The sequence below is a fragment of the Caballeronia sp. LjRoot31 genome (genome assembly GCF_964253885.1).
In the GTDB taxonomy this organism is placed as follows: Bacteria; Pseudomonadota; Gammaproteobacteria; order Burkholderiales; family Burkholderiaceae; genus Caballeronia.
Genome location: NZ_CAXURX020000002.1, coordinates 738,011 through 750,324, shown reverse-complemented (window position 1 = coordinate 750,324; position 12,314 = coordinate 738,011). Strand labels below are relative to the sequence as shown.

General features: G+C 59.4%; 13 protein-coding genes. 7 read left to right on the top strand and 6 right to left on the bottom strand.

Annotated features, from left to right (window positions below):
• Window positions 1-49: 49 nt before the first annotated feature.
• On the bottom strand, window positions 50-820 hold the full coding sequence (locus ACSQ8V_RS21785) for a class II aldolase/adducin family protein (protein ID WP_436207120.1): 771 nt from the start codon (window positions 818-820) through the stop codon (window positions 50-52).
• A 61-nt stretch (window positions 821-881) separates the two neighbouring features.
• Window positions 882-1,832, bottom strand: coding sequence for an agmatinase (gene speB, locus ACSQ8V_RS21780; protein WP_436207119.1), 951 nt, complete (start codon window positions 1,830-1,832; stop codon window positions 882-884).
• Between the two features lie 197 nt (window positions 1,833-2,029).
• On the opposite strand from speB, the gene ACSQ8V_RS21775 reads away from it, so the two are divergent.
• The 6 genes from ACSQ8V_RS21775 to ACSQ8V_RS21750 all read left to right on the top strand — a co-directional run bounded on the left by ACSQ8V_RS21775 (window position 2,030) and on the right by ACSQ8V_RS21750 (window position 7,287).
• Complete coding sequence (locus ACSQ8V_RS21775) at window positions 2,030-2,920, top strand: LysR family transcriptional regulator (protein ID WP_436207118.1); 891 nt, start codon at window positions 2,030-2,032, stop codon at window positions 2,918-2,920.
• Window positions 2,921-3,181: 261 nt separating this feature from the next.
• Window positions 3,182-4,375: a GNAT family N-acetyltransferase gene (locus tag ACSQ8V_RS21770; protein ID WP_436207117.1), complete on the top strand. Its 1,194-nt coding sequence runs from the start codon at window positions 3,182-3,184 to the stop codon at window positions 4,373-4,375.
• A gap of 144 nt (window positions 4,376-4,519) precedes the next feature.
• Window positions 4,520-4,654: a hypothetical protein gene (locus ACSQ8V_RS21765; protein WP_436207116.1), complete on the top strand. Its 135-nt coding sequence runs from the start codon at window positions 4,520-4,522 to the stop codon at window positions 4,652-4,654.
• Between the two features lie 90 nt (window positions 4,655-4,744).
• Window positions 4,745-6,292: an FAD-binding oxidoreductase gene (locus ACSQ8V_RS21760; RefSeq protein WP_436207982.1), complete on the top strand. Its 1,548-nt coding sequence runs from the start codon at window positions 4,745-4,747 to the stop codon at window positions 6,290-6,292.
• Window positions 6,292-6,735, top strand: a complete 444-nt coding sequence (locus ACSQ8V_RS21755) for a hypothetical protein (protein ID WP_436207115.1) — start codon at window positions 6,292-6,294, stop codon at window positions 6,733-6,735. Before ACSQ8V_RS21760 ends, ACSQ8V_RS21755 begins: the two co-directional genes overlap by 1 nt.
• A 264-nt stretch (window positions 6,736-6,999) precedes the next feature.
• Window positions 7,000-7,287 carry a hypothetical protein gene (locus tag ACSQ8V_RS21750; RefSeq protein ID WP_436207114.1) on the top strand — a complete coding sequence of 96 codons (288 nt, stop codon included), beginning with the start codon at window positions 7,000-7,002 and terminating at the stop codon, window positions 7,285-7,287.
• Window positions 7,288-7,453: 166 nt separating this feature from the next.
• On the opposite strand, the gene ACSQ8V_RS21745 is transcribed toward ACSQ8V_RS21750, so the two are convergent.
• The 4 genes from ACSQ8V_RS21745 to ACSQ8V_RS21730 form a co-directional block, all read right to left on the bottom strand.
• Window positions 7,454-8,245, bottom strand: a complete 792-nt coding sequence (locus ACSQ8V_RS21745; protein ID WP_213762012.1) for a TenA family transcriptional regulator — start codon at window positions 8,243-8,245, stop codon at window positions 7,454-7,456.
• A gap of 392 nt (window positions 8,246-8,637) precedes the next feature.
• Complete coding sequence (locus tag ACSQ8V_RS21740; RefSeq protein ID WP_436207113.1) at window positions 8,638-8,910, bottom strand: hypothetical protein; 273 nt, start codon at window positions 8,908-8,910, stop codon at window positions 8,638-8,640.
• A 122-nt stretch (window positions 8,911-9,032) separates the two neighbouring features.
• The gene (locus ACSQ8V_RS21735; RefSeq protein ID WP_436207112.1) at window positions 9,033-9,329 is read right to left on the bottom strand and encodes a response regulator transcription factor; all 297 of its coding nucleotides are present in this window, start codon (window positions 9,327-9,329) and stop codon (window positions 9,033-9,035) included.
• Between the two features lie 37 nt (window positions 9,330-9,366).
• Window positions 9,367-10,704: an MFS transporter gene (locus ACSQ8V_RS21730; protein ID WP_213762010.1), complete on the bottom strand. Its 1,338-nt coding sequence runs from the start codon at window positions 10,702-10,704 to the stop codon at window positions 9,367-9,369.
• Window positions 10,705-11,441: 737 nt separating this feature from the next.
• Here ACSQ8V_RS21730 and ACSQ8V_RS21725 point away from each other — a divergent pair.
• Window positions 11,442-12,296, top strand: a complete 855-nt coding sequence (locus ACSQ8V_RS21725) for a helix-turn-helix domain-containing protein (protein ID WP_213762009.1) — start codon at window positions 11,442-11,444, stop codon at window positions 12,294-12,296.
• The last annotated feature ends 18 nt before the right edge of the window (window positions 12,297-12,314 follow it).

Sequence of the window (12,314 nt, the reverse complement as noted above, 5' to 3'; positions counted from 1 at the left end):
TCAAGAGACACCGGCGCCCGACGTGATAATCATGCAGCCGGCTGACGGATCAAGACCGGTAGTCGGGAAGGTTGCCGGTTATCAGGCGCAGCGCCGCTTGCCACGCCAATTCGATGATGGCGTCCGCGTTTTCCGAGTCGAACTGCCGCGCGGTGAGTTCGCGAACATGCTCTGGCGGTATCCGCAATTGCACGCCTCCGGCCAGCGCCTGCACCTGCGCCTGGCAAGCGCGCTCGAGAAAGTAGATCTCGTGAAACGCGTGCGCAGCAGTCACACCGCCGGCAAGCAGGCCGTGGTTGCGCAGGATCATCGCCTTGTGCGGGCCAAGATCGGCAACCAGGCGTTCACGCTCGTCCAGGTCAAGCGCAATGCCTTCATAGTCGTGGTAACCCAGCTTGCCGTAGAACTTCAGCGCGTGCTGGCTGATAGGCAAAAGCCCTTGCTCTTGCGCCGACACAGCGGTCCCCGCTGCCGTATGCGTATGCACGACGAAAGCGATGTCCTCCCGCGCCATGTGAACCGCCGAGTGGATGGTAAAACCGGCCTCATTGACGATAAAAAGCTCGGGCATATCGCGTGCACGCTCGTCGATCACCTTGCCCTCGTAGTCGATCTTTACAAGGTCTGAAGCGCGCATTTCGTGGAACAACACGCCGTAACGGTTGATCAGGAACGCGGGTTTCGGACCCGGCAAACGCGCGGTAATGTGCGTGTCGATCATGTCCGTCATGCGGAAATGCGCCATCAGCCGATACAACGCCGCCAGATCCTCGCGGACCTTTTGTTCCGCCGCCACAATGGTCGTAGTCGTCGTTTCCATAATGTGTTCCTTCCTCCTGATGACGCAGCTTTAGGCTTGAACAACGAAGCTTGATGGCGCCTTAGCGACGTTTTACGCCCGGTAGCACGCACAGCATTTCATAAAGCAGGTTCGCTCCCAGCAGCGACGTGTTCCCGCTTGTATCGTAGGGCGGCGACACTTCGACCAGATCGCATCCGATCAGATCCAGCCCATGACAACCCCGGATGATCTCGATGCCTTGGATCGTCGTCAGCCCGCCAATCTCGGGCGTGCCCGTGCCCGGTGCCCACGCTGGATCGATACCGTCGATGTCGAAGCTCAGGTACACCGGACCGCCCGCCACCTTGGCCCGGACTTCGGCCATCAGGGGTTCGAGCGACTTGTGCCAGCACTCTTCCGCCTGCACCACGCGAAAGCCTTGGCGGCGGCTCCAGTTGAAGTCGTCGGCGGTATAACCCTGGGCACGCAATCCGATTTGTACCACACGCTCGCAATCGAGCAGGCCCTCCTCCACCGCGCGCCGGAAGGTCGTGCCGTGGGCGATCTTCTCGCCGAACATGTGGTCGTTGACGTCGGCATGAGCATCGACATGTACGAGGCCGATCTTGCCATGCTTGCGATGCAACGCGCGCAGGATCGGCAGGGTAATGGTGTGATCGCCGCCCAGGGTCAACGGCACCACTTCGTGTTCGAGGATCCGGTCATACGACTCTTCAATGATCCGCACCGCGTCCAGCAGATTGAAGGTGTTGATGGCCACGTCGCCAATATCGGCTACCGAAAGCGAGTCGAACGGAGCGGCGCCGGTCGCCATGTTGTAAGGCCGGATCAAGACGGACTCGGCGCGAATTCCGCGCGGGCCGAACCGGGTACCGGCACGCAAGGACGCGCCAATGTCCAGCGGCACGCCGATAAACGCAGCGTCCAGGCCCGCAGCCGAGGTGAGATGCGGCAAGCGCATCATGGTGGCAATGCCGCCAAAGCGCGGCATTTCATTACCGCCGAGCGGTTGGTGAAAGATCTTTTCCATGGCGCGTCCTCGCATTCATTCGTCGAACTGTCTGCATTGAATTCTGGCGCTAACCGGCGCACCGACAAAGTGCTGGTGCGAAATATTTAGTTCAGTTATTTCTAAAGTATCGGCACGTCCGGCCCGGGGGTATTGCTTGGCCGCGTTTCCACCGGACAGTTTGCTTGCCGCATTTACCGTATTCGATGGAGTTTGATGTGGCCACTGTTTTGCCTGAAGCACGCCTGCTGCGCATTTTTATCTGTGTGATCCAGCACCAGGGTTTTGCCGCGGCGCAACAGGAACTCAACCTGTCGACGTCGGCGATCAGCACCTATATGAGTCAGTTGGAGTCGCTGGTGGGCGTGGTGTTGTGTCATCGCGGGCGCGGCGGTTTCAGTCTGACACCGAAGGGCGAGGAGTTCCATCAGGAAGCGTTGCGGCTGCTTGGCGAGGTTGACGGTTTCGAGCGTTACGCCGCCGGACTGCGCGGAGAGTTACGCGGCAGTATCAAGCTTGGCGTACTCGATTCCACGGTCAGCGATAAAGCGTTGCCGCTCGCCGAGATCATTGGTGCATTTACGCGCGAGCACCCGGCGCTACATTTGCATTTGCATGTGCAAAGCCCTTATGAATTGCAGCTTAGCGTGCTGGGAAATCGCCTTGACCTGGCGATCGGCGCGTTTCAGTTGCGCATGAACGGGCTGATCTACCATTCGCTTTATTGCGAGCAGCACTGGTTGTATTGCAGCGATACCCATCCGCTTTTCAATGAGCGTCACATCCCGCAGGAAACGATCAGTCAGCAGCGGATGGTCGGGCGGACGTACTGGAGTCAGACAGAGCTGGCGCGGCATGGATTCAAGCGTAGCGAAGCGACGGTGGACAGTATGGAAGGGCAACTGATCCTGATCTTGTCCGGCGCGTTTATTGGCTTCCTGCCGGAGCATTACGCGCAGGCCTGGGTCGACCAAGGCCGACTGCGTGCGCTCGCACCGGCAGGGTTCGGCTATCAGGCGCCGTTCGCGTTGATCGTGAGGCGTGGGCGTTCAAAGGAACCTTTGATCCGGAAATTCCGCGATACGTTGAAGGGTCATTTGGAGCGCTGAGGGCGGGGGGGAAAGCCTATCCCTCTCACCGGAATATTCTCTGGCGCCTGGGCTCCGATGAATCCAGGCCCGACCTGTCCGTATATTTCCTCATACGATTGTGTGCCACCGAACATCGCGTCATGCCCGCAACCGGCACCATGGAGCGTATCCGTGGATGCTCTGCCCCTCGTTTTACTTCCGATCACTTGTTCTTGCCAGACCGAGCGCGTGAGCCCGCAGGGCGACCGCCGGACAGCGGCGTTTATTACTCGAGACACTATGAACCAGGCTGATTGTCAGTTTGAGATCGTGAGCGACGAAGACGGCTTTCGCGCTTTACAGCCCGAATGGGACGGCCTCTGGTCGAGCGCGCACGGTCAATATGGCCAGTCGTTCAGCGTGTGCTGGCTGGCCTGGCAACATGTCGCCAAGCCGCGTGGCAGACGCCTCTGCTGCATCGTGCATCGCGAGAACGGGCGACTTGTTATGGTCTGGCCACTCGTGACGTACCGGCGGCTCCTGTGGACTTATCTGTGCCCCCTGAGCCCCGAAGCCGGCGAATACACAAGAGTGCTCGTCACCAATAGCCCCGCTGCCCCGGCTCTGATTGCGGGCGCATGGCGGACGGCGCTGAAGCGTTGCGGCGCCGATTTCATCAAGCTTCCGTACGTGGATGAAGGCTCCGAACTGCACGCGATCGCCTCGCGCGAACGCCATGTGATGATCGCTGCACGCACCGTCGCCGCGTTTGCGAAGCTCCGCGACGAAACTGAATGGGACACGTTTTGCAAGACGCTGGGCACGATGAGCGGGAAAAAACCCGGTGCGCTCGAACGCCGCTTGTCGAAGGAAGGTCAGCTTGAAGTGCGCCTCACGGAGCCCGGCAACGCCAGCGAAAACGCGGCGCTGGTCGACTGGATCCTGGCGCGCAAACGCGCATGGGGCGATCGGGTCGGTAAGAGAGGCGAGTGGCTCGATTCGTCGCATTACCGGGACTTTCTCGTCAACCTTCTCTGCCCGGCGAACGGACGCGCCATGGCCCGTCTATTCGTGGTCACGCTGGACGGCGCGCCCGTCGCGGCCACGGTGGTGGGCGTGGGCACGACCTGCGTCGACGGCCTGATTGCGAGTTTCGACGCCCGGTTTGCCAAGTTCGGTCCCGGTTCGATCGTCGTTGAACACGTCGTCAAATGGGCATTCGATCAACGCTTGAATGTAGATTTCGGCGTGGGCGCCGAACGCTTCAAAGCCTATTGGAGCCGCAATAACATTACCGGAGCGTGGAGCGCGCAGATTGCCAGTTCGCGCTGGGGCGTGCTCGCGTTTCGCGGCAAAAAAACCGCGCGGGCGGTTACCCGGCGGCTGGCCCGATTAAGCGGCCTGCTAACGGGGCAAAAGCGTGGCGCGGCAACCTTCGCGCCCAACGATCCCGGCGGTCAGCGCACGCTCGATCTCCCGATGAATCCATCCTGACGGGTCCGCTCATTGAAGCGGCCTGCGAACGCACAATATCAAACACAGGGGAATAATTTGCCGCGTCGGTTCGTTTAGCTCATGAGTGCCGCACATCGCGCTGGCGGTTGCTGCGCGCTCGTCCAAAATCCATGGGGAAAACAAATGAACTTCAAACGCATTGCATCGACGTTGCTGGCTGTCCTGACCGTCTCGCTTGCAGTCTCCCTTGCCGGATGCCAAACCGATGGTTCAGCCTCGGGATCGAGCTCGGGCGGGAGCAGCAGCGGCGGGTATTGAGTTGACTCGATTGAAACCGATTAAAACGATCGCGTTGATAAACGTGTTCCGGATGCTGGGACCGTGAAGGGTCCGCCGCGTCCCCCGGGGATGCAGGAGTCTGATTTCCAGCAGGCGTTGACTGCATTCAGGGCGATTGCGGGTCAGAACGCCGTTCTTGCGGGAGACGGTGAGGCGCAGCCATATCTGGATCCGTTCGCGCCGGGTGACGCACACGTTTATGAAGCGTCAGCCGTTGTGATGGTCTCGGATGTCGAGCAGCTTCGCGCCGTGCTCGGCGTGGCGAACCGCTACGGTGTACCGTTGTGGAGCGTCTCGACCGGACGCAACTTCGCTTATGGCGGCGCGGCACCCAGGCTTAAAGGCTCCGTCGTGCTGGACTTGCAGCGCATGAACCGCATCATCGAGATCAATGAGACGCTCGGTTACGCGCTGGTCGAACCGGGTGTCAGCTACTACGATCTTTATCAGGCACTTCAAGCGCGAAGCGTCAGGTTATGGCTCGATCCGCCGGCCGCCGGATGGGGCAGCGTGGTCGGCAATACACTGGAGCGCGGCTTCGGCACGACCCCATACGGGGATCACGCGGCCATGCAATGCGGGATGGAAGTGATGCTGGCGAACGGCGAGATCGTACGCACCGGCATGGGCGCAATGAACAATAATCAGGACTGGCAAGTATTCAAGGCGGGTTTCGGTCCCTCCTACGATGCCATGTTCATGCAGTCGAATTTTGGCATTGTCACCAAGCTCGGCATCTGGTTGATGCCGAAGCCCGAAGGCTACATGCTGTGCCGTTATACGTTCCGGCACGACGCCGATCTCGAGAGCATTGTCGAGACGCTGCGCCCGTTGAAACTCGACGACACGATACAAAGCAACGCCGTCATCGAAAGCGCGGTGCGATGGGCCGCCGGCGTGTCGACGCGCAAGCAGTGGTATGACGGTCCGGGCGCCATGCCCGATGCGGCCATAGAGACCATGGCGCGCAAGCTCGGCATAGGCCGCTGGAATCTTCGCTTCTGCCTGTATGGCCCCGAAGCGCTGGTGAAGGCGCGTCGCGATGTGATACACCGGCGTTTCTCATCCATCGCCGACGCGGAGTTGATCGAGTCGCCCTATACCCATGCCGACGTTGAACCCAAAGGCGGCGGCGATCGCAGCCAGGTCGGCATTCCCAATCTCGACGCATTCAACTTGCTGAACTGGCCCGGCGGCGCCGGCGCGCACATCGATTTCTCGCCTGTCTGTGCGCCGCTCGGCCGCGACGCGGTCCGGCAATATCGAATGATCACGGACCGGGCGGCGCATTATGGCTTCGACTACTACGGCGGTTTTACAGCTGGCCCGCGCAGCATGCATCACATCTTTGCCGCCATTTTCAATCGTGACGATCCGATGCAAGCACGCGCCGCAGGTGAGCTGCTGAAGACGTTGATCAACGACTTCGGCGCGGCGGGTTATGGTCAATACAGGACCCATCTCGCCTTCATGGATCTTGCCGCATCCCAGTATGATTTCAACAATCATGCATTGATGCGCATGAGCGAGAGCATCAAGGAAGCGCTCGATCCGAACGGCATTCTATCGCCAGGAAAACAAGGTATCTGGCCCAGGAAGATCAAGGAGCGCGACTGATGAAAACTGGCCGGCGCGGGTTCCTTGCAACCGCTTCGATGGCGGCCGCATGCATGCGCGTGTCATGGCCCACGCAGGCGATGTTGCGGTCGCGGATGCTACCAAGCGAGCAAGTGGCGCTTGGCCACACGCTCACCATCGTCTTCGACGAACACCTGGCGGACAGCCGCGCTTTTGCCGTTAGATCGCGCACGACGGGCGCACGCATTGTGCCGCTAGGAAACGACATAGGCATGCTGTGGTTTGAACACTTGATGCCTCTGGCCAGTTCGCCTGGAAACACGATCGCGGGATTGACGACACACGCGAACGCGTTCTTGCTGACCCGCTTCGCCCAAGGCATCGGCTTGCAGGTTGCGCAACGTACGGCCGAGGCGCATGCGGGGCCCAAGACGCTGGTCATGTGGCAACTGGTTGCTACCGGCGCTCGGACATGTTCCTGAGCCAATTCGACACCCACGCGCAATCGGTAAGAAAGAGCATAAGCGCCCATGAGGGCAAGTAAGAACCCGACAGCGTTCCGTTAAAGAAACATGACCGTGACAGCCTTTCAAGCCCCATTGGGGTGCCGTTTTATGTGTGCTGACGCGCCCCGTTTCATTAGCTGCTTATGGTTGTGATGTAGCGCACACAGCCGGAGGTTTTCTCGTTGGTCCCCGTATTCGGCGCCGATACACTTTGGCTAAATCGTAAAACCGGGGAAGAAGATGCAACCCATAACGGGCTTCGTGCTATACGGCATCTGCGCAGCAATAGTCGCCGCGATTGCCGGCAAGAGGGGTCTGAGCTGGAGTGCGTATCTCCTTGTCATACTGCCCTTGGGGCCGGCGGTCGCGATCATCATGCCGCTCTTCACGCAGGGCTCGGCAAACAGCCTGATGACAACAGCACTCGTTTTCTGCGTGCCGCTGGCCGGGCTGCTGACAGCGCTGTTCAGCAAGGGACCGGCGCCGCTAACGTCAGGCACCGAATCACGCGAGCGGAAAGGCGCTTAAGCATTGCAGGCGCTCGCCTTCAAGAGCAACACACGTCCTGCAGACGCCGGCAAACATACCGGTTTGTCGCCCATAAAAATCGTGACAAATTTCAGCGCGGACAAAAATAACGGCGCCTGTTATCCAATAACAGGCGCCGTTATTCAATGACCCAAACCAGGCTCGCTCAGGCCGCCACCGGCTCTTCCTCCACTGCACGTACCGCCAACGGCTCCGAGGGCGTTCCGTACGCGTAATCGAGCGTCATGCGCATATAGTCGTAGCTCTTGCGAATGGCCGTGCGGATCTTGTTGATGGACTCCACCGGCGGATTGGTACCCAGCAACGTGGCCACGATTTCCAACGCCATCCACGGGTGCTCGTCATCGTAATGGGCGTGTACTTTGAGCCAACGCATTGCCGACTTGCGAATCGGTTCTGGAAAGGTCAGCGCATACGTTTCTTCGGAGCAGACAAAGCACGAGAAGTCACCCGTTGCGCCTTCCACTGCGTAGTTCGTTGCCGCCACCGCGACCGCCAGCTCATCGGTGAGGCTGACATGTCCGCACCAGTGCGCGAGCGCATGCATCTCGCTCGGCACCTCTTGCAACAACAAGTCATCAAGCCCCAGACCGCTCGCCCCTGCCCACTGCAGCCAGTGCTTGGCGTGCATGTTCTCGACCCGGATATTCTGGATGAGGTAGGACCGTGCCATCCCTTCACCATGCGAATGGCCGAACCGTGCCTTCATGAGGTTCGACGCCATGAACTGCGGAAACTGCTCGATGACAGGAAAGAAACCAATCAGGAAACGATGCGTGCTTTCAATATCGAGCGTCGCGTCCTTCATGGCCTTGCACAACGGGTGATAGACAACCTTTCGCTTCGCTTCTTCGCAATCCTTGACTACGTCTTGGAGCCATTGCGGATAGCTCGCAATGTTCTTGAGTTCGCCGGTACGGGTGAAGTCTGTTTTCATCGGATGATCTCTCACAGGAATGGGTTTCAGGTGTTGGGCCGCGGCATCCTATGTGGGCAAGCTGGATCTCAATCTCGCCATCGTGATGCCCGCCCAAGCTTCGGGGAGCAAAAGCATTTCCTATATGCAGGCGCGCACATTTCGCGGAACATTTAATCAACTCCATTTCTTCAGACAACATCACAACGACGTCCCTTTTTCGACGCACGGCGATCTCACGGCCAAGGGCCTTGGACCCGTGAAACGGTTGAGAGATCAAGACCTGTGGAAGGTTGATGCAGCCCGCTTGAGATGTTTATCGGCGTGCCGTATTGAAGTGTGCACGTGCCGCGTCATTCGCCGGGGTGTGCGTCTTTGCTAGATTTTGGCGGAGATGGGCTATCCGTCCCTGCTCAAGCGGCCAGCCGGTCGGGACTCATGGCAGGACGTACGGCCTCCGGCGGATAGATATGCCAGGCGCCGTCGTCGTGGCGGAAAAAGAAGAGCGTGAAAGGACTGAAAGCGGAGCTGAATGGGGCGCCAGCGGCCCGCTCCACTTCAATGCAGACGCACCGGCGGCGCCCTGCACGAATACGATGAATGGAGCGCACCTGCAGATGCCCGGTGCTCCCCGCGCCCAGCCATTTTTCAAACAAAACGCGCAAAGACTGCTCCGACGCAACCATAAGGATTCTCCGTGGTTTGCTATCCACCCCATAAAACCATGCTAGGAGCGCCATAGGTCCTTATCTGTCGGAGACGGTCGATTGTGGCTTCAGACGGGGCTGGTTTTCTTGTCGGAATATCCCTACGAGCGATCGCGCTCGTAAATCAAACCATGTTTGATCGCATAGCAGATCAGTTCGGCATCGTTTTCAATGCCGAACTTTTGCGTGAGGTGCATCTTGTGCGTGCTGGTGGTCCTGGCACTCCGCATGAGCATCTCGGCTATGGCGTCGATGCCCTTGCCCGTCGCCAGGCAGTCGGCAAGACAAAGCCTGCCGTCCAGTTCGAATTGAAGCTGCTGCCGGTCGAGCCGCCATAGACCCGCGCCGAGGCCGACGGGATCCTGCCCGTTCACCGCGATAGGGAACGGGCCGAACAATTTCCCCGGAATCTCGTCAATACGTTAAGACGAGCCCTTAAGCGTGCCGCGAGCTTTCTTCAACAAGAGGCCCGGGCGCGTTCTCCAAAGCGCTATCGTGACGAAGCAGGAGGACCGCTGCCACGGCGACCAGCCCGGCCCCGGCCAGACAGAGCAAGCCAGCAGCAAAACTGCCGGTACTGTCCTTGATCCACCCCATCGCGTAGGGTCCGAAGAACCCGGCCAGATTGCCGAGCGAGTTCACCGCGGCAATGCCACCCGCTGCGGCCGCCCCCGAAAGGAAAGCGGCGGGTAGCGTCCAGATCACCGGCAGGCAGCCGAATATGCCAAAGCCGGCAATGGACAGCGCGATCATTTTCAGCACAGGGTCATCCAGTGCCGTCGATGCCGCAATTCCACCGGCAGCCACCAGCAGCGGGATGGCCACATGCCACTTGCGCTCGAGCTTGCGGTCAGAGCGGCGTCCCCATAAGATCATGCTGAACGCGCCGACAATGTACGGCAACGACGTCACAAGGCCCGTCTGGACATTACCGAGGCCAAACCCTTTGACGATTTGCGGCAGGAAAAAACTCAGGCCGTAGTTGGTCGCGTTGGCGCCGAAGTAGATGAGCGCGACGGCAAGAACCCGCGGATTGAACAAGGCTTCGCGCACGCTGAAGGCGCGCACGGCCTCACGCTGCGCGCGTTCCTGGGCTTGCCGGCCCACGAGCCAGTCGCGCTCATCGGCTGCAAGCCAGGTTGCGTCCGCCGGTTTGTCGGTGAGATAAAACAGGACTACGAACGACAGGAGCAGGGCCGGCAATGCTTCAACCAGATAGACCCACTGCCAGCCGGCGAGGCTCGCGAGTTTGTCGAGGTTGAGCAGCGCGCCGGAGATGGGGGCGCCGATCACGGTGGACAGCGGGATGGCCACCATGAAATAGCCAACCACGCGTGCCCGGTACGCCGCCGGAAACCACAGCGTCAGCAGGAAGATGATGCCCGGGAAGAATCCCGCTTCCGCGATCCCGAGCAACACCCGCAAGGTATAGAACACGTGTGCGGGCGAGAGTCCTGTCAACCGCGAGATCCCGGGAATGAACGCCATGGCGCCGGCAAGGATGCCCCAGGTGAACATGATCCGGGCGATCCATCGGCGCGCACCGAACTTCTCCAGCAGCAGGTTGGACGGAACCTCGAAAAAGAAATAAGCGATGAAGAAAATCCCCGCGCCGAAGCCGAAGGCGCTCGAGGATAGTCCAAGGTCTTTATTCATCTGCAACGCGGCGAAACCGACGTTGACGCGGTCCAGGTACGCTATGAAATAACAGAGAATCAGGAACGGGACGAGTCTCTTCGTCACGCGTCCCAAAGTGCGGGTTTCGAGTTCCACTAGTCTTCCCCCAAGTCAGAGTTTTAAACGTCCATCGTGTGTCGAATGTTCATATCTCTTTGCCGTAGAAAGCATAGTGCTCCGAAGACAAAGCGGGAAGTAGTATGTGCCCGTGGAATTCGGGCTAATGATGAGATGGCGGGGCCGGCTACCGGCAGAATTGGCCGAATCAGGCGCAGCGTGTCCCGGATTCGGAAGAAATGTCGGAATGCAACGGTAGCGAAAACCGGCGTAAACCCCGATCAGAACCAATATTCGACGGAAACAAACGAGATGACCGGATTGAGTTTGATCCTGATGCGGCGACTCACGGTGCCCGGTGTCGATTGGGTTGTCAGCACGACCCGCTTTGAGCACCGCATTAATAAGCATGCTGGGTATCGAACGAGCAGTGCTTTGTTGAAGTTGTAGAAAGTCCCGCGTCCAAAGGAATGACGATTGACACGGGTGGTCAAACATCCCGAGTGTCCGATCGACCGTTTTATAGTGCTTCGGGAGGCTTCATACCGCTATCTGATGCACGATAACGTTTGCCAGCCGCGAATCAATTTCCGGTTCGAATAGGATCATGTGTTCGCAACCGGTAACAACCTCCCCGCCCCTTGTAGGACAGGCGATTATCTTCGCAAGAGTTTTTCGAACTAGCCCTGTCTTACGCCTACAATACCCCCCGGTCCATCCCGAATCCGCCTCACCGTCTTCCAACCCGCCACGCGCTTTTACTGGTCTATAGCAGCATGGTCACTGAAACCTCATCCTCCGATTCCCTCGCAGTCGCCCAGCGCGTACGCGACCTGATGAATCGTCATGGCATTGGCAAGCGGCAGCAGACAGCCGAGCTTTGCCGCATTCTCGATCTCAGTTTCTCGCAAGGACATCGAAAGCTACGTGGCAACAGTCCGTGGACGCTTGCGCAAATCCGCCGCGTGGCCGACGCGTTCGGCGAGCCCGCCTTGCAGCTATTCGACGCGAAGAACGCCGACGTGGACGACACCGAAGGCACCGCCCAGGATGTCGTCCTTATGCTTGGCGCTATCGAGATTCCCTGTGTTGCGTGGATTGGCGAAGCGCTCGAACCGGGCAGCCGCCCGGATTTCATTGCGCAAAACATGAACGGCCGCTGGCTTGTGACGACGCACGAAGGTGTGCTGCTGCACGCCGCTCACGATGTCCACAAGATCGAGATCCAGCCGCGCCGCACGGACATGGACAAACCGCTGATCGCGGTCGTGGACGACGACCAGACCTCCGCCGACAACCTGCACGATTATCTCGAGCGCAGCGGCTTCACAGCGGTCGCTCTGTATGGTCTGGAAGGGTTCTCGCAAGCGCTGCAGACGCAAGTGTTCGACGCAGTGGTGATCGACTGGCTGTTCGGGGCGCACACCTCGGCCGATGCTATCAGTGCCGTGCGCAATTCCGACAACCCGGATGCGCCCATCTTCGTATTGACGGGCGAACTGACGACCGGCAAGGCAAGCGAGTCGGAAATCAGCGACATCATCCAGCGCTACAACGTCACATGCTTCGAGAAACCGGCGCGCATGGCGATCCTTGTGGCCGACTTGTCGAAGCGCTTGCAGCGAACCTGATCCCGAACGTTAGCGCGC

Bases quoted from the DNA above. Each gene is read 5' to 3' on its own strand.
- speB (WP_436207119.1), bottom strand. From the start codon at position 1,832: ATGGAAAAGATCTTTCACCAACCGCTCGGCGGTAATGAAATGCCGCGC.
- ACSQ8V_RS21785 (WP_436207120.1), bottom strand. From the start codon at position 820: ATGGAAACGACGACTACGACCATTGTGGCGGCGGAACAAAAGGTCCGC.
- ACSQ8V_RS21770 (WP_436207117.1), top strand. From the start codon at position 3,182: ATGAACCAGGCTGATTGTCAGTTTGAGATCGTGAGCGACGAAGACGGC.
- ACSQ8V_RS21750 (WP_436207114.1), top strand. From the start codon at position 7,000: ATGCAACCCATAACGGGCTTCGTGCTATACGGCATCTGCGCAGCAATA.
- ACSQ8V_RS21760 (WP_436207982.1), top strand. From the start codon at position 4,745: ATGCAGGAGTCTGATTTCCAGCAGGCGTTGACTGCATTCAGGGCGATT.
- ACSQ8V_RS21725 (WP_213762009.1), top strand. From the start codon at position 11,442: ATGGTCACTGAAACCTCATCCTCCGATTCCCTCGCAGTCGCCCAGCGC.
- ACSQ8V_RS21755 (WP_436207115.1), top strand. From the start codon at position 6,292: ATGAAAACTGGCCGGCGCGGGTTCCTTGCAACCGCTTCGATGGCGGCC.
- ACSQ8V_RS21765 (WP_436207116.1), top strand. From the start codon at position 4,520: ATGAACTTCAAACGCATTGCATCGACGTTGCTGGCTGTCCTGACCGTC.
- ACSQ8V_RS21740 (WP_436207113.1), bottom strand. From the start codon at position 8,910: ATGGTTGCGTCGGAGCAGTCTTTGCGCGTTTTGTTTGAAAAATGGCTG.
- ACSQ8V_RS21745 (WP_213762012.1), bottom strand. From the start codon at position 8,245: ATGAAAACAGACTTCACCCGTACCGGCGAACTCAAGAACATTGCGAGC.